Source organism: uncultured Anaerococcus sp., assembly GCF_963510915.1.
GTDB lineage: Bacteria > Bacillota > Clostridia > Tissierellales > Peptoniphilaceae > Anaerococcus.
The window spans coordinates 1-17713 of sequence record NZ_CAUPHG010000028.1 but is presented as its reverse complement, the minus strand read 5'-3'; the positions used below and the strand labels follow the sequence as shown (position 1 = coordinate 17713).

14 protein-coding genes and 1 pseudogene are annotated in these 17713 nt (G+C 36.4%); 14 read left to right on the top strand and 1 reads right to left on the bottom strand.

The window, feature by feature from the left end:
* The first annotated feature begins 836 nt into the window (after nt 1-836).
* The 9 genes from RQ893_RS03890 to RQ893_RS03850 all read left to right on the top strand — a co-directional run bounded on the left by RQ893_RS03890 (nt 837) and on the right by RQ893_RS03850 (nt 12114).
* Nucleotides 837-3377 (top strand): pilin N-terminal domain-containing protein, encoded by a 2541-nt coding sequence (locus RQ893_RS03890; RefSeq protein ID WP_311481737.1) that lies wholly within the window; start codon nt 837-839, stop codon nt 3375-3377.
* Nucleotides 3378-3743: 366 nt separating this feature from the next.
* The gene (locus RQ893_RS03885; RefSeq protein WP_311481738.1) at nt 3744-4046 is read left to right on the top strand and encodes a type II toxin-antitoxin system RelE/ParE family toxin; all 303 of its coding nucleotides are present in this window, start codon (nt 3744-3746) and stop codon (nt 4044-4046) included.
* Complete coding sequence (locus RQ893_RS03880) at nt 4030-4308, top strand: helix-turn-helix transcriptional regulator (protein ID WP_311481736.1); 279 nt, start codon at nt 4030-4032, stop codon at nt 4306-4308. Before RQ893_RS03885 ends, RQ893_RS03880 begins: the two co-directional genes overlap by 17 nt.
* Before the next feature lie 399 nt (nt 4309-4707).
* Complete coding sequence (locus tag RQ893_RS03875; protein ID WP_311481735.1) at nt 4708-6525, top strand: SpaA isopeptide-forming pilin-related protein; 1818 nt, start codon at nt 4708-4710, stop codon at nt 6523-6525.
* A gap of 129 nt (nt 6526-6654) precedes the next feature.
* Nucleotides 6655-7641 (top strand): class C sortase, encoded by a 987-nt coding sequence (locus RQ893_RS03870; RefSeq protein ID WP_311481734.1) that lies wholly within the window; start codon nt 6655-6657, stop codon nt 7639-7641.
* Nucleotides 7634-8503: a class C sortase gene (locus tag RQ893_RS03865; protein WP_311481733.1), complete on the top strand. Its 870-nt coding sequence runs from the start codon at nt 7634-7636 to the stop codon at nt 8501-8503. Before RQ893_RS03870 ends, RQ893_RS03865 begins: the two co-directional genes overlap by 8 nt.
* A complete protein-coding gene (locus RQ893_RS03860) occupies nt 8478-9365 on the top strand; it encodes a class C sortase (protein ID WP_311481732.1) in 888 nt (295 codons plus the stop codon). The genes RQ893_RS03865 and RQ893_RS03860 overlap by 26 nt, the downstream gene beginning before the upstream one ends.
* Nucleotides 9366-9465: 100 nt before the next feature.
* Nucleotides 9466-10011 carry a hypothetical protein gene (locus RQ893_RS03855; protein WP_311481731.1) on the top strand — a complete coding sequence of 182 codons (546 nt, stop codon included), beginning with the start codon at nt 9466-9468 and terminating at the stop codon, nt 10009-10011.
* Nucleotides 10012-10701: 690 nt separating this feature from the next.
* Nucleotides 10702-12114, top strand: a complete 1413-nt coding sequence (locus tag RQ893_RS03850) for an alanine/glycine:cation symporter family protein (protein WP_311481730.1) — start codon at nt 10702-10704, stop codon at nt 12112-12114.
* A gap of 45 nt (nt 12115-12159) precedes the next feature.
* Here RQ893_RS03850 and RQ893_RS03845 read toward each other — a convergent pair whose 3' ends face one another.
* A complete protein-coding gene (locus RQ893_RS03845; RefSeq protein WP_311481729.1) occupies nt 12160-13149 on the bottom strand; it encodes an MBL fold metallo-hydrolase in 990 nt (329 codons plus the stop codon).
* Nucleotides 13150-13315: 166 nt separating this feature from the next.
* Between RQ893_RS03845 and RQ893_RS03840 the strand changes: the two genes are divergently transcribed.
* The 5 genes and pseudogenes from RQ893_RS03840 to RQ893_RS03820 all read left to right on the top strand — a co-directional run.
* Nucleotides 13316-14518, top strand: a complete 1203-nt coding sequence (locus RQ893_RS03840) for a S41 family peptidase (RefSeq protein WP_311481728.1) — start codon at nt 13316-13318, stop codon at nt 14516-14518.
* A 40-nt stretch (nt 14519-14558) separates the two neighbouring features.
* A complete protein-coding gene (locus RQ893_RS03835; protein ID WP_311481727.1) occupies nt 14559-15248 on the top strand; it encodes an acyl-ACP thioesterase domain-containing protein in 690 nt (229 codons plus the stop codon).
* Nucleotides 15241-15873 (top strand): HD domain-containing protein, encoded by a 633-nt coding sequence (locus tag RQ893_RS03830; RefSeq protein WP_311481726.1) that lies wholly within the window; start codon nt 15241-15243, stop codon nt 15871-15873. Before RQ893_RS03835 ends, RQ893_RS03830 begins: the two co-directional genes overlap by 8 nt.
* A gap of 103 nt (nt 15874-15976) precedes the next feature.
* On the top strand, nt 15977-17008 hold the full coding sequence (hydE, locus tag RQ893_RS03825) for a [FeFe] hydrogenase H-cluster radical SAM maturase HydE (protein ID WP_311481725.1): 1032 nt from the start codon (nt 15977-15979) through the stop codon (nt 17006-17008).
* 504 nt (nt 17009-17512) lie between these two features.
* Nucleotides 17513-17713: pseudogene (locus RQ893_RS03820) on the top strand ([FeFe] hydrogenase H-cluster radical SAM maturase HydG); the annotation flags it as partial.

The following is a 17713-nucleotide window of genomic DNA, read 5'->3' as shown; positions in this document are numbered from 1 at the left end:
CGTCACTGCGTTCCTCAGAATGACAGTGGGGGAAACAACAGTGTCATTCTGAGCGAAAGCGAAGAATCTCAAAAACGCTGGACCAGAATAAACGAAGAGAAATACTTAAAAACCACAATAATTATTAGGCTCTTGCCGCCCGCCCCGTCTCGACCGAGCGGAGCGAGTGGAGAGATCTCTAGTAATAATTGAATTAAGAGTATGGTAAAGAAACCACAACATCAATAATTATTAGGCTCTTGCCTATGATTATAAAGCCAAAACCCTCGCCGCTAGTACGGGGCATGAGGGCTGGCGGCTCATAAGAGCACGAAAGAATGTTACAAATCCTTGATTTATGATATAATAAAGAAAAGGAAAACTTGGCCTTATAGGCAAGAGCCTAATGCCAAAAAATCTAGGGCAATCGCCCTAATCATAAAGGACAACCCGCACCATTTATAGGACATCCTACCTCTATATCAAGGTAGAGTGAGCAACCTATAAGCAGCTGGACCCACCAGCACGAAAGGCAAGTCGTTAGCCTTTCTGAGAAAATTGGTAAAAAACCACTTTAGCAAAGTAGTTTTTGAGCGCCGTCTCGACAGAAGAGCCCATAGTGCTTTGACGAGAGACCTTATAAACTCGAGACCCCTCAAACGGAGAGAACCCTCATCCATGAGATTCTTCGTCACTTCGTTCCTCAGAATGACAGTGGGGAAACCACATATGTCATTCTGAGCGAAAGCGAAGAATCCCACAAAGGCGGGCTCACTCAAACGAAGGGACACCCAAAACAAGTGGCATCCTACCAATCACCCCAAGCGACACTGACAAAAAATATAAAGGAGAATATTATGAAAAAGAAAATTTTGTCATTATTAACAGCATTCGCCATGGTATTTGGTATCATAGCCGCACCATTTACGACTGCTAGTGCAAACATATCAACCGAACCAGGTGATAAAGTAAAACCAAATTCTGTAACTTCTACAATTGATGAAACCAAATTAAAAGACGTGAAAGAAGAATATGACGGAACTAACCAATTTTCCACAACACTTCATATTCACAAATTAGTAGCAGAATCATATGGAGATGCTTTCCCATTCCTACATGATGGTGGTAAGCTCGATTTAAAAGAATTACAAACTGCTAATGGTGGTAAGGAAATTAAGGCGCTCGCAGGAGTAGAATTTACTTACTACAAGGTAAAAACTGCAAAACAACTTGATGAAATGATGGCAAACCCATCTAAATATGAAACAAAGGATCAAATGGATGCTCTAGTAGGAGAAGAAGGTCCAGGAATAGAAAATGGAGTTAAATTAACAAAAACTGATGCAAAAGGTGAAGCTTCTGTTACTCTAACTAGAGGATACTACTGGTTTATAGAATCAGATAGACCATCAACAGTTACAGGTGTTAAAGAAAAATCTGTACCATTCGGTATAGCTATTCCAGTTCTTAACAAGAATCAAGATAAGTGGCTAGAAGAAGTACACACCTATCCAAAGAATATTGAAAAAAGTACTAATACAGACAAGCACTATGAAGCTACAACTAAGGATGGCAAAGTAGATTCTAAAATCCTTAAAGCTTGGGTAGAAGAATACGATAAAGCTAAAAAAGCTTATGATGAAGCTGCTGAAAATGATAAAGCAGCAAAATTACAAGAACTAGAAAGAATAAAAAAACAACATGGTGTTGACTTTGCAAACTACTTAAATGCTAAGACAGCAGTTGATGCTAGAAAAGGATCAACAGTTCCTTATGAAGTACAAACAGAACTTATCGAAGGTCAGCTTTATGAAAAATTGACATGGTCAGATGCTATGACTAGGGGTCTAACATACAATAAAGACCTTGAACTTTACATTAAAAAACCAGGCGCAAAGGATTTTGAAAAAGTAGATACATCAAATTACACTATAACTGATAGAAACAATGGTTTTGATCTAGAAATAACTAAAAAAGACTATATACTAGGTCTTAACAAAATGCTTGGTTCTAAAGCATCAACAAAAGAAGAAAATATAACAAAAGGTAATGTTACCTTCAAATTAGTTTACTCTGCAACAGTTAATGGTGAAACAATTGTAGATGAGATTGAGAAGAACCACATCACCTTTATACCAGGCGATAACAATCCAGGTGAACCAACATCATCATCAGAAGGTGAAATTCCTGTTACTAAAAAATGGGTAAATGCAGATGGAACTGCGGATAATACTCCTAAAAAAGTCAATGTTGTATATATCCTAGAAGATGAACAAGGTAATACAGTTGCTGAAGTTACCCTAATTGGTACAGTAGTTGGTGAAGATCCAAACAAAACCCAAGAAGTAAAATCTGAAGTAAAAGCTAAAGAAGGCGTTACATTTGAATTAACAGATAAAACAGGATTTAGTGGTAAATTCAAGGGTCTTGAAAAAGGCGCACAATATAAAGTTAGAGAGTTTGTAGATGGATTTAAGGGAACATTTTCATTAACTGGCGAAGCCAAAGGTGCTCCATTAACAATCACAAACAAACCAGATAAGACTGTAAAAACTCCAGAACCACCAAAGGTAGTAACTCACGATTCTAAATTCGTAAAGGTTGACGGAGAAAAGAAAACTAGACTTGCTGGAGCAGAATTCGTTGTTACTAGAAATAATGGCAACAAAACTGAATATCTTGCAAAGGCTGATGTTACTGAATTAGCTGATAGAGTAACAGCTTATCAAGGTGCAGAGCAAAAATATCAAGATGCTATAGCAGCTGTAAATGCAGCTTTAGCAAAAGGTAAGATTTCTGCTACAAATCAAGCAACTATACAAAGCCAAGCTTATAATTCTGAAGCAGAAGCATGGAAAAAAGTAACAGAATTACAAACAGCTAGAGATAAAGCCTACAAAGAAATGAAAATCACATGGAAATGGACCGAAACAGAAAATGATGCTTTTGTATTTACATCAAACAAAGATGGTCAAATCTATGTTGAAGGTCTTGCAGATGGCGAATATTTCTTAAAAGAAAAGAAAGCACCAGAGGGCTATGCTAAGAGAAACAAAGACTATAAATTTACAGTAGGAACAGGCAGAACTTACGACTATAAATTTAATAAAGTTGAATTAGTAGATACAAAGGCTGCTGACACTAAAGAATTAACTCAAGACAATGAGATTACTGGAATGACATTAGCAGAAGCTAAAAAATTATTTGATGCTGATAAAAATGGCAAACTAACCGTTAAAGAATTAAAAGACGGTGTAGATGCTTTCGCAGTAGAGAATAAGAAGATTACCATCCCACAAACAGGTGGTATTGGTTCTATCATCTTTATAGTAGTAGGTGCCGCAATCATGGCAGGCGCATTCGTAGCCTACAAAAAATCTCAAGCCGTTGAAGCTTAATAGATTATAAAAGAAAATAAAAACCTTATTGGTCAGTACGGACAATAAGCCAACAAAGAGACTCCAAGCCGAGTCTCTTTTGTTATGTCAAATTCATTATATTTTTATTCTTATAAGTTTAGGATAGTATGGTACAGCTGATAATGATAATTACTTACTGAGATTTTCTTTTGAAATTGTCTTGACACCTTACCATATCCCAAATTCATAAGATCTCTCGCTTTCGCTCGAGATGGCGTGGGTGGCTGTTGTTAAGCCTTGTTTGATAATATAGGATATATCCTATATAGTTCTTGTAAGGAGATTTTCAATGTTTGATGTTAATATTTTAAGGATCATGATGGGTCTTATCCTGTAGAAGATTTTATTTTATCACTAGATATTAAGATGAGAGCTAAGGTTTTTAGGACCTTGGAGTTATTGGAGTACAAGGGCAATAATTTAAGAGAGCTTTTTTCAAAGCATTTATCCGATGGGATATTTGAATTGAGAGTGAAGCAATCTAGTAATATAGTCCGTGTTTTGTGCTTTTTTGTTGTAGGCAAAAGGATAATATTGACAAATGGATTTGTGAAAAAGACTCAGAAAACACCTCAAATAGAAATTGATATTGCTAAGAAAAGAAGGGATAAATTTATGATGTGTGATAAAAATGACCAAAAATTTTAGAGATACACTAAATAAAGAGCTTAAAAATCCAGAGTTTAAAACGGAATGGGATAGGCTTGAGCCAGAATTTCAAATTATAAAGTCGGTGATTGATAGTAGGGCTGAGCTATCAATGACTCAAAAAGATTTATCAGAACTTACAGGGATTCACCAAAGTGAGATTAGCAAAATTGAAAATGGATGTGCTAATCCATCTTTTAAAACTTTGGAAAGATTAGCAAGTGCTTTTGGTAAAAAATTGAAGATTAGTTTTGAAAACTGAGTTAGAACAAATAATATCTAAGTACTAAGTTTGATATTCTTATGACTTTGAATTTTATGTGGTTTTGCCTATAAAAAACGAGTGCTTGGACTCGTCTTTTTTGTGGGTTTTATTTATTATTTTTATATTTATTTTCCGTATTTGAATTTTATTTGTTGGTGTTTCTAAGTCTTGTGCTTATTTTTATTTTTTATCGAAAAAAACTTTTGTATTGGTTATTTTTTGTAGTTTTTTCAAGCCTTTTGTGATATAATAAGAATAACTAGAAGAATTTTATTATAAAAATTTTGAGACTTTAAATATATTGCAAAAAAGCTTTAATAATATGCGGATTTTGCGTATTTTTCTTTGGCGAAGGTTTTGCTTTGCCATTGTTTTTTGAAATTCTGGGGAGGAATTATGAAAAAAATACTCAAGTATAGGTACATATCTTTTATATTGGCTTTGCTGATGGTTGTGGGAGTTTTTCTTTCTCAGGGTCAGGTCTTTGCTAAGGATAGCGGGAAGTTTGCTATCGAGATAGGTATTAAAATTAATGATAAGGACAATTTGAAAAAAGAAGTAAAAGAAGGCGGGACTATTAGGTCTTCTGCTAGGCAGGTCAAGGTTTATAAGCTTAAGACTGATAAGGCGATGACCGATAAGGAAATGTTTGACTTGGCTCAAAGCCTTCATAAATCAGGCGAGAAGGAAGTTTCTGTTAAGGATGCTGAGGATAAGCTTAAGGAAAAAAAGCTTTTTGACAAGGATGGTATCTTATCTGAAAAGAGCAAACTAGTATATGATGGCAAGTTTGTTGATGAGATTAAATTTAACAAGGGCGATAATACTGATCTTACTAAATTGACTGAAGAAAATATTACAATTAAGGGCCTTGAGGAGGGTTATTACCTTATTAAGGAGACTGATGAGTCTAAGAAGATTGCCAATGAAAAACTCAATACTTTTGTGGTTCATCTTTCTGATAAAACTACAAATGATAAGAAAGTTCGAAGAATAGAGGCTAAGGTTACTGAAAAAGTTCCTAATGATAGAATTGTCCTTATCAAGGAAGATGTGGATAATTCAAATATTAAGCTTAATCAAGTAGAATTTGAGCTTTACAGAAAAGATAAAGATGGCGACAAGGTAGTTACTGTTGATGGTAGTACGGGTTCTTACATTTATAAAGATAAAGGAAAGACAAGTTCTCTTATTACTAATGATGATGGAAAGATTGTCGTTGAGAATGTGCCAGAGGGTAAATATTACTTTAAGGAAAAAACTCCACATCCGGGATATGATAAAGCTAATATAGGTACACCTTCTGAAGATGTTAGTCCTGGTGGAACTGTTACAGTTAAAAACAAGATTACTCCTATCCTTAAAAAGGTAGATGCAGCTGATAAGAACAAATACCTTAAGGATGCGGTTTTCAAATTGTATAAAAAAGACGGCACTGTTGTGAAAGTCAAGAAGACCGGTATTTATTATGAAGAAGATAAGGCGGGCAAGGAAGAGCTTGTCACTGATGATAAGGGTGCAATTTATATTTCTGAATTGAAAGACGGTGAGTATTACCTAGAGGAAACTAAGGCTCCAGATAAGTATATTTTATCCAAAAATAAGATAGAATTTAAGGTAAAGGACGGAAATGTAGTTGACGATAAGGGTAAGGTTAAGGTTTTGATTATTGAGAACAAACCTGAAATACCAAATCCAAAGACTCCAACAGGTGGGTACAATTTTGTGAAAATTGATACTAGCAATGACGAAAAAAGGCTTGGCGGTGCTAAGTTTACCCTATGGAAGGTCGTTGACAAGGAAAGTAAAAAACTAGAAAAGGTCATCAAGGATGATAAGCAAGTGACACTTGTTTCTAAGGACAATGGGGAGTTTGGTATTGATGGATTAGAGTATGGGGACTATGCTCTTAAAGAAGTAGAAGCTCCAAAAGATCATACTATTATGACTGAGTACACTTATTTTACTGTTGATGCGGCAAGCAAGTCGCTTCCTGCTTCTAAGATTAAAAATAAACCATTTGTACCTATTATTACTACAAATCATAGGACAACTACAACTGTCTATACACCTCCAGAATTTACTAAGATTATAAGAAGCCCTCTTGTTAAGACTGGTGATATCAGAATCGTGCTTATGGCTATAGGAGGTTTTATCCTCTTGGCAATGGGTATCAAGCTTGTTAATAGCGGCGAGAGATGGCAAAGAGTATAGAATATGAAGGGTCCTTCATTTAGAAGGGTCCTTATTTTACTATGAGATTTTGTGTTGTTTTTTGAGTCTTAGAGTAAAATATAAATGATTGCTTGGGGCTTTCGCCCCTTTTTTACATAAAGGATAAGTATGGCTAAGAAAAAAGCTAAGGGCAAAAAAGCCAAAGGAAAAAAAGTTAATAAAAGAAAGTCACGTTGGCTTTTCAGGTTGATTTTCTTGCTTGGATTTTTGGTAATGATTTATCCATTGATTTCAAGGTTTTATTATAGGATAGAGTCTAACGAGAAGGTGGAGACTTTCTCTACTGAGGCTAAAAAGCTTGATACCAAGGAAATTGACAGGAGAATCAACCTCGCTAAGGCTTTTAACGAGTCGCTTACAGGCAAGATTGCATCTGACCCTTATACTAGAAAAAGGCATGAGGAAGGCCGTAAGGAATATGCCCGTATGCTCGAAGTTGAGGAGATGATTGGTACTGTTGATATACCAAAGATTAACCAAAAGCTGCCTATATATGCAGGTACAAGTGAGGATATCTTGCAAAAGGGTGTTGGCCATTTGGAGGGAACTTCCCTTCCTATAGGTGGTAATTCAACTCATACAGTTTTGACCGCCCACTCAGGTTTGCCTGAGGCAACACTTTTCACCCACTTAAACCAACTAGAAATTGGCGATAAGTTTTATATAGAAAATATCCAAGGCATCATTGCCTACCAGGTTGATCAGATAAAGGTAATCGAGCCATCAAATTTTGAGGACCTTATGATTAGTCCGGGCCATGACTATGCAACTCTTTTGACTTGCACACCAATTATGATTAACACCCACAGGCTTATAGTAAGGGGCCACAGGGTGCCTTATGTACCAGCTGTTGATGAGGAATTGATTAGGGAAAATAGGAACAACTGGATATTTAGGATGCTTTTCTTTGCATCACTTATCTTAATTTTAATATTGATTATTCTGATTTTGAAATTGAGAAGGGATAATAAAAAATATTTCAAGAAGATTAGTGAATTGGCCAAGGGAGGTTTTATAAAGTCTAAGCCAAAGATTTCGCAAAAGCAGGGAGATTTGTTTGATAACCTAGCTGGTGAGGATGAGGACTATGTCTAAAAAGACTAGAAGCAGGCTGATTTTCATGGCGATTTTCACCTTGGGACTTTTGATTTTTTCCTATCCTTTGATAAGTCAAAAGTATTATGAAATCAAGGCTGAAGACGAAGTTATCACTTTTACTAAGGCTGCTAAAGACTTAAACCCGGAGGATCTTGACAGGAGGATGGCTCTGGCAGAGGCTTATAACCGTACCCTTGACCCATCTAGGCTTTCTGACCCTTATACTGATATAGAAAAGGCGGGTCGTGCTGAATATGCCCGTATGCTTGAAGTTGAAGAAATGATTGGACATATCAAAATCCCCAAAATAAAGGTGGATATTCCAATACGCGCGGGTACTAGCGAAGACGTTTTGCAACAGGGTGCAGGCCACTTGGAGGGGACTTCTCTTCCTGTTGGTGGAAAGTCTACCCATGCAGTTATCACTGCCCATAGGGGGCTACCAAATGCTAAGCTTTTTAGGAACTTAGACCAACTTGCCTATGGAGATGTGTTTTATATTACAAATATTAAGGAAACTATTGCCTACAAGGTTGATAAAATCCAGGTTGTAGAGCCATCTAACTTTGAGCCTGTTCTTGTTGTTGAAGGTAAGGACTATGCGACTCTTTTGACCTGCACACCCTACATGATTAACTCCCACAGGCTTTTGGTGCGTGGAGAGAGGATTCCTTACCAAGAGGCGATTGACGATGGAGTTGCTAATACACCGAGGGCGAGGATTGACTTTTTCAGAATGGTTTTAGTTTTGATTCCTATAATTATCATCCTGGTCTTGACACTTTTTAGGGAAAAGAAGAGGACAAACGACCTAAGTAAGGAGCTAAGAGAAATTGAAGAAAGAAATAAAATTAACTAAAAAATCCTTTTTTGGATATATCTTAATATTGCTTGGGCTTTTGCTTTTGACAAGTCCGCTTGTGTTGAGGTCTTACCATGACTTGAAGGCAAAAAGCGAGAGAAAAGCCTTTGAAAAAGTCGAAGCAAACAAGTCGAAAGATGAAATAGCAGAAGAAAACAAAAATGCAGAAACCTACAACGAAATGATTAAGGGGTCTGATTTGAGTGTTGAAGACCCTTTCACCAAAGAAGCTTACGAAGACAAGTACAAGATGTTTAGGACAACCAATACACCTTTTGCCTATCTGTCTATACCAAAGCTAGACAAGTACTTACCCCTATATTTGGATGCGACTCTCGAGCATATTTCAAAGGGAGTTGGACAGGTGGCAGGTACTGCCATTCCTATAGGTGGTAAGGGTACAAGGTCTGCCATAGCCGGCCACAGGGGTTGGTGGGGCGATACCATGTTTTTGTACCTTGACGAGCTTGAAAGTGGTGACTATATCTATATAGAAAGAGCAAATGGAACTATGCGCTATGTGGTAAGTGATAAGGAAGTCATAGGCCCTTATGATTGGGCGAAGCTTGCTCCTAGGGGAGATTTGGATATGATAACCCTCCTCACATGTAGTCCATTTTTGCCACCAAGACCTGACAGGCTTTTGGTAAATGCAATTAGAGATGAATCGGGGCCAGCAGAGGAATTTAAACTCCCATCTGGTGAGTTTGTAGCAAGTGCCAATGATGCAAAAGAAGGCAATAGCCTAGTAAAAATCACAAAAATTCTTACCCTAATCGGTGCAATAGTAGGAATCCTTGCCATAATCTACACAGGATTTAGATTTGTAAAAAGAATCAAGGCGGGATTTGAAAAATAAATGAAAAGCTCTCAGGCGGTTTAAAATATTAAGCCCAGCGGGAGCTTTTTTAATGTCAATTTTACATGGCAAGTGTTAAACTAATAAAAAAGGGGGAAATATGAAAAAATTATTTAATAAAAAAATCATCGGACTATGTGGGCTAATCTTGGCTGTTGCCATAGCCTTCCTAGCTAATTCTTATGCAAATAAGGCGACTGGCTACGAGATAAGGATTGGCTTAAAGCTAAGCCAGGGTCAAGAAAAATCTATGGTATTTCCAAGCGAGAGACAGGTTGCTTATTGGAAAATCGAAGATAAGAAAATGGGGCCTTGGGATATTATGAGACTTGCCAAGGATTGTGATGGGATGAGTCTGGGAGAGATTAGCAAAAAGTTGGGCAAAGAAGCAGAGTATTCAGACAAGTCCAAGTTATTTTTTGATGGCAAAGAATATGACAAGATGACTAGTGCTATGTATGAAAGGAATAAGGGGGCAGTAAAGGAAATAATAAAAATTAAAAAACTAGATCCGGGTGCCTACCTAATTAAGGAAACCGACCAGGCATATAAGAAAAGCAAGGGCAAAGAAAGGCTTAGAACAAGGATAGAATATGTGGGAAAAGAGTCAGCACCAGATGGGGTTTTGAACTTAGATGAGGATTGAATTTAAGAATTAGTATGAAAAAACAAACGCAAAAAAATTTGCGTTTGTTTTGCGTTTGGAAAATAATAAGCAATTTACAAATCTAATTTCCATTGGAGTTTAGGGATTTTATCAAATGAAAATCTCTAGCTAAGGAATAGAAAGCTCTATATTTAAAGCTTTAAGCAGGACATTTTATATTTTGGCAAGACTATTTTTTTAATAGAGTTTAATTAAAAGCAAACGCAAAAAAATTTGCGTTTGTTTTACGTTTCCTAATTATAGATTATTAAATCCCATACTGTATAGGATAAAAATTTATGGCGTGGATAATCTTTTTATATAAAGTCTCAAGGATAGTTAAGTTATAGACCTATTTTAAAGAATTTATATTTTTATGAAATAAAACATCCTCTTATCGTTTGCTTGTAGCAAACGCAAATAATTTTGCGTTTGTTTTGCGTTTGGAAAATAAAAAATCAAGGCTAAGATTTCTAAGTTTTTAAATTTAGTGACTTTTGGAGAAATAGGTAGTAGAATGCGATATTATTAATATTTATAAATAAAAATAAATTGACAAAGGGAAGCTTTTAAAGTAAATTAATGAAAGCTGTACTTTATCATGATAAGACAGTGTCTAGATACATCTGTGCTTTGATAATAAAGAATACGTCTAAGTCAATAATCTTGATTGAAAAATAAGGAGAAGATATGGAAATTTTTAAAAGTATATTATCAACAGTTAACGGCTACCTGTATTATCCGATTTTGATCATTATCCTACTAGCTTGTGGATTTTATTTCACAGTTAGGACTGGTTTTATCCAGCTTACTCTCTTGGCTGATGCCATAAGGGTCGTAGGGGAAAAACCAGCTGGCAAGGATGATGTTTCAAGCTTCCAAGCCCTTATGGTGTCAACTGCATCTAGGGTTGGAACTGGTAATATTGTTGGAGTTTCAAATGCCATTTGCCTTGGCGGCCCTGGGGCAGTTTTTTGGATGTGGATTATCGCTATTATTGGTGGGGCATCAGCCTTTATTGAGTCAACTCTAGCCCAGATTTTTAAGAAAAAAGCCAAGGACGGATCAAGTTATGGTGGTCCTTCTTATTATATAGAGCAAGGTCTCGGCTCTAGGAAGCTGGGCATAGTTTTTGCTCTTGCTTTGATTTTGACCTATGCAGTTGGTTTTAACATGCTTGCTTCTTTTAACCTCCAAGATTCCTTTAGGGTTTATGATTTTTATCAAAAAGGAAAAACTTCTTGGCTTATAGGTGGTATACTTGCTATAATTGCAGGTTATTGTATTATTGGCGGGGGCAAGAGGATTATAAAATACACTTCAATTATTGTGCCAATAATGGGTCTTATCTATGTATTTATGTCTATATTTATGATTGGTATCAATTTTTCAAATATAGGAAAAATGATAAAGATGATTATAGAAGATGCTTTTAACTTCAGAGCGATTTTTGGTGGTGTGGCTGGTTCTGCTATGGTAGAAGGGATAAAAAGGGGACTTTATTCTAATGAGGCAGGTATGGGTTCGGCACCAAATGCTGCAGCAAGCGCTATAGTAAGCCATCCTGTCAAACAAGGTCTGGTGCAAATGGTATCAGTATTTATAGATACTCTTATAATTTGTACGGCAACAGCCTTCATGGCTCTTGTATCTGGGGTAGCTCCAACAGAAGACCTCGCAGGCGCAGGTTTTGTTCAAGAGGCCCTAGCAACCGTTGTCGGACATTTTGGTTATGTTTTTATTACAATTTGTCTTGCCCTATTTGCCTTCACAACCCTTTTGGGCAATCTTTATTATTGCGATTCATGCCTAGCCTACCTAAAAAAGGAAGTGCCATCTAAAAACTTTATGCTAGTATTTAGGACAATTGCCATAGTGATGATATTTTTAGGAGCAGGTATGGAAATGACCTTTGCTTGGAACCTAGCAGACCTACTCATGGGAATTATGGCGATAATAAATATATTCTCAATTTTCGCCCTAGGAAAATACGCCCTAGAAGCCCTAGAAGACTATAGAAAACAAAGAAAAGCCAACAAGGATCCAGTCTTTATTGCCGATAACATTGGCCTTGATGGAAATAGACTAGATTTTTGGAAATAAATTTAAACTCGCTTCAAAGTAAAATTTGCGGCGAGTTTTTTGATTTTATTTTACTGAATAATACCCAACCCCATCTCTTACTTCTTCTTTAATTTTTCCGAGTTTCACTAGGTGTTTGAGGTGGGCGGCGGCTTCTCCTGCGGCGAACCATTTTTGACTTTCGGGAAAATCATTCCAGTTTTTGGCTTTGATGTCCCATTGCATTTGTTGGGTGATTTCTCTTGTATTTGCCTCGCCGAGTTTTTCTATAATTTTTAGGCAATCTGCTAGTCTTTCTTGATGGTGGGCGATGAGTTCGTCAATTCTCTTGTTGGTGTCTTTTACCAAAAACCTGTGGGCAGAGTAGAGGTGTTTTACGTCTAGGTCTTTGATTTTTTTGATATTTTCTAAATATATTCCAAGGCTATCGCCAAAGTCATCTCCCCAGTAGGTGATGTTTGGGGTTATCTTGCCTAGGATATGATCGCCACAGAATAAAATCTTATGGTCTTTTTCGTAAAGCCCTAGCATGCCGGGTGTGTGGCCTTCCTCATCAATAGCTACAAAATTATAATCGCCTATGGAAATTTCCCAGCCGGGATTGATTTTGGTGTGGAAAAAGGCTTCTTTTGGCCTGTTTTTGTAGCCTGGGTGGTCCTCGATTTTTAAATTTTCTGGGTCTAGGCCTTGGAAGTGGGCGTTTTTTATTATGTTTTGCCACTGGAAGTCTTCTTTGTTTATGCCATTTTCGACCATTTTTCCGTCTTTTTCTGATATATAGATATCACCTATTCCCCTATCATCTAGCCACTTGGCAAGACCAACGTGGTCTGAGTGGAGGTGGGTTAGGAAGAGTTTGGTTTTGAGTAAATTTAGGTCTAACTTTTGGATCAATTCTTCCATGTTGGACCTGTTTTCTGGATTGTTAAAGCCGGTGTCGATTATCATGGACGAGTCTTCTGATTTTATGACATATATATTTATTGATTTGAGGGGATTTCCTGTTAGGGGGAAAATCGCTTGGTAAATGTCTTTGTAAACTTGAGTAATTTGCATTTCTATCCTTCCTTTTATTTATAAGAGATTTTTACCCAAAAAGAGTCTTGATTATTTATTATTAGGAGATGGGAGTTTTTTTATTACAATTTGCTATTTATTGTGATATAATATATGTAATTAGTATAAGTGAGACTTGGGCTCATTTGGAAAGGATTAATAGTTAATGAAAAGATTTGGAAAATTAATTTTGGCCCTTGTCCTTGTTGGGGCAATCGGCTTTGCAGGCTTTATGCTTGGTTCTAATATAGATTTAGGACAGGGTATGGGATCAAAGGATAAGCAATTAATTAGTGAGATGGATTCTCTAAAGGGACTCTTGGAGAAAAACTTCCTTTTTGATTTTAAGGATGAGGATCTTTATAATGGAGCCTTAAAGGGAATGTTCGCTAATCTTGGAGATCCATATACTTCTTATTATCCAAAGGATGAATATACCAAGCTTATGGAAAACCTAGATGGCAGGTATAAGGGAATTGGAGTTACAGTTTCCGCTTCAAAAGAAGGTTTGATTAAGGTTGTCCAAGTGTTTGAAGATTCTCCAGCTAAGGAAGCTGGAATGAAAGCTGGGGACTTTATAAAGACTGTAGATGGAACTCAATTTGATGCAAGCGAGCTTGATAAGGCTGTGTCTTTGATCAGAGGTGAACCAGGTACTAAGGTTAAGATTGAAGTCTTGAGGGTGAGTGAGGAAAATCCAAAGGGAGAAGAAATCCCTATGCTTGTTGAAAGACGTGATGTTACTGTGGATACAGTTTACTCAGAAGTTATTAATCTTAATGAGAAAAAGATTGGTTACCTAAGACTTTCAGCCTTTGATGATATAACATGGGATGATTTTAAGGAAAAATATGCTAAGCTAAAGAGTGATAACATAGACGGTCTTATCCTTGATTTAAGAAATAACCCTGGTGGAGCCTTGGATGTTTGTCTAGATATAGCTGATACCTTCCTTGATGAAGGAGTGATAGTGACTACTCAAGATAAAAATGGTAATGTAATTACAGAAAAATCTGACGCTAATAAGGACGATATACCAATGACTGTTTTAATCAATGAAAATTCTGCATCTGCATCAGAAATTTTGGCTGGTGCCTTTAAGGACAGGGGCAGGGCTAAGATTATTGGAACTAAGTCCTTTGGCAAGGGAATTGTGCAAAAACTTTTCCCATTAGAAAATGGAGCTGGGGCTAAGATTACCATTAGTGAATATAAGACACCAAACGGTAATAAGATTAATAAAATCGGCGTAAAACCTGATATAACAGTTGAAAATGAAAATCTAGACTTAGACCTAAGTAAAAATGACTTTGCCAATGACCAACAATTTATGAAGGCATTGGAAGTTTTGCTAGATAGTATTAAATAAAGAAGGGGCAGGTTGCTGCCCTTTTTAAGTTAGGAGCTATATGGAAGAGAGTAAAACCTACGAGATAGGGGAAATGTTTTGTAATCCCAAGGGATTTGTCACAATGAGGAGCCTTAGTAGTCTTATGGTCGATGTATCCTCTAGGCAAATGAAGAAAATCGAAGGGGGCTTACCTGATATGGCTGGAAAGGTATGGCTACTTTATAGTTGGGATATAGAAATCCTAAGTCCTATCAAGAAAGGCGATTTTATTACAGTAAGAACAAGACCAACTCATATGAAGAGGTTTTTTGCCTATAGGGATTTTATCATAGAAGGGCAGGGGCAAGTCTTGGCAAAGGCCAAGGCAAGTTTTATACTTTTTGATCAAATCAAAAAAAGGGCAGGTATTATCGGTAAGGAAGTTTTAGAAGCTTATGGGGAAAGTCAGGAACTTTATCATGGAAGGGCCTATAAGGAGATTGATGACTTTGATAAGCAAAAAGAAATTTATATAAGAAGAGCCGATTTTGATAAAAATTCCCATGTAAATAATGGGGTGTATTTTGATTATATCAGAGAAATTCCTGGTTTTGATGAGGGAAAGATTTCCTATATAAAAATGATTTATAAAAATCAAGTAAGGGATGAGGAAAAAGTAGGACTTTTTTATAAGGAAAGTCCAAAGAAAGTAGATTTTAAGATAGGGTCAGATATTGATCACGCATATGGGGTGGTGACTTATGTATAAGGAAGGATTTGGAAATATACCAAACAAGGATAAGGTTAGGTCTATGCTTGATGAAGCCTTTAGGGAAAATCCTGGTCAATGGATTGTCCACACCTATATCATAGGGAAAACTTGTGAAAAAATAGCAAAAGATTTGGGGCTTGACCCAGAAATTGCCTATGCTAGTGGCACTCTCCATGATATTGGCAAAGGCTATGGTTACGATAACTTGGCTCATATGATGGAAGGCTACAGAATATTGAGATTTGAATCTTATTTTTATTTGGCAAGGATAGCCTTGAGCCATGGGTTTGTGACAGGAGAAATTAGCTCATACCATGGAGAAATAAATGTAAGCAAAAGGGATGAGGACTTTATTAAGGCTTATTTACAAAAAAGACAACTTGACGATTATGAAAAATTAATAATTCTCTTAGACAATCTAATAAATAAAACTTACCTGGGTCTAGAGGAAAGAGAATCGTTAAGAAAAGTCCCAAAAACTAAGGAAAGGCAAGAACGACTAGAGATTTTAAAATCTTGGCAGGATGAATTTGAAGCTAGGCTTAAAAAACCTATAGCAGCCTACCTTCCAAGACCTCGTTATAACAAGTTTCCTTATAATTTACTAAGAAAAGCAAAATAATATTGCAATTAGCTAAGTTTTGAGTATATTATAAGTGAATTTATTTTACCAAACCCTAAGGAGGTCAGACGACCTCCTAATTTTTTTATAAAGAAGAGATCCTATGACTAAAAGAGAGATTAAACATATTGATAAAGATACCCTCAAAAAATGGATAGAAGATGAATCTTTGACCGAAGACTTGTCAAAAAAGGCTGATAAGATTCGCAGGGAAGTTTATGGCAATAAGATTTTTCTTAGGGGCCTAATTGAGGTTTCTAATATTTGCAAAAATGATTGCTACTATTGTGGAATTAGAAAATCTAATAGAAATCTTAACCGCTATAGGTTGTCAAAAGAAGATATTTTGAGTGCGGCAGATTTTGGGTATGAACTAGGATTTAGGACCTTTGTTATGCAAGGTGGGGAGGATGGATTTTTTACAAGAGATTATATGGTTGATGTATTAAAAGCAATGAAAAAAAGATACCCAGAAGTGGCTATCACCCTATCTCTTGGGGAGAGGTCTTATGAAGATTACAAGGCTTTTTATGATGCGGGTGCTGATAGGTATTTGCTAAGGGAAGAAAGCTCAAATCCAGACCATTATAGGAAACTTCATCCTTATGAAATGAAATTAAAAAATAGGCAAGAGTGTCTTTATAATCTCAAAAAAATTGGTTACCAAGTAGGTGGTGGCTTCATGGTAGATAGTCCCTACCAAAATACAGATGACCTTATAGAAGATATCAGATTTCTTGAAAGGCTAGAGCCAGATATGGTTGGGATTGGGCCATATCTTGTAAGCCACGATACTCCTTTTAGGGATTTTAAGGATGGGTCTTTTACAAAGACTCTTAGACTTGTTGCCATATTGAGGATAGTCTTTCCTTATGCCTTAATACCAGCAACAACAGCTTTGGGCACAGTAAATCCAAGGGGCAGGGAGTTGGGACTAAAGGCAGGAGCTAATGTTCTTATGCCAAACCTAAGCCCTCAAACAGCCAAAAAATCTTATAATCTTTACGACAACAAGTTAAACACAGGTCTTGAAGCCGCAGAGGCAAAAAAAGACCTTGAAAAAGAACTAGCCTCCTTTGGCTATAGGGTTGTAGACGAAAGAGGAGATGTGACGGATTTTGGGAATAAGAATTAGACATATATTTAATGACATAGATTAAGAGGTATAATGTTCACATGAAGTTGAACACTTTCATAGAATCAAGAAAAGGCGAGTCCCAACTCGTCTTTTCAAATTAATAAGGAATTGAAAATATACGATTAGTAGGTATAATGATGGTAACCATGAAGTCAACTATAAATCATGGAATTACCAAACAAAAAAGACGAGTCTGCAGCTCGTCTTTTTGTTTTCTTGGGCTAATTATCATCTTCTTTAGTTCTCTTAGAGCTTAGCCACTTGTACAAATAGTTACCAACTACTTGCACTGCAACTCCAAGAATGAAGTCAACTATAATTTTCATAGAACCACCTCCCTTCACCCTGAGGGCAGATGATAACATGACTATTATACCTTATTTTATAAAGATTCTTTATTGACTTCATTAGAATAAATCTAATTTTTTTCTGATTTTATTTTAAATTTGACCAAAAAAGTATTATAATTATAAATGGACATAGAAAAGAAAGAAGGAAAGAATGACTAAATACGATCCTGCTAGCATACATGCAGAAGAATTTATAAATCACGAAGAAATACTAGAAACACTTGATTATGGAAGGGAAAATGCCCATAATAGGAAATTAATCACAGAGATTTTAGAAAAGGCGAGAAAGGCTAAGGGCCTTAGCCATAGAGAAGCTTTTGTGCTCTTATCTTGCAAGGAAGAAGACCTAAAT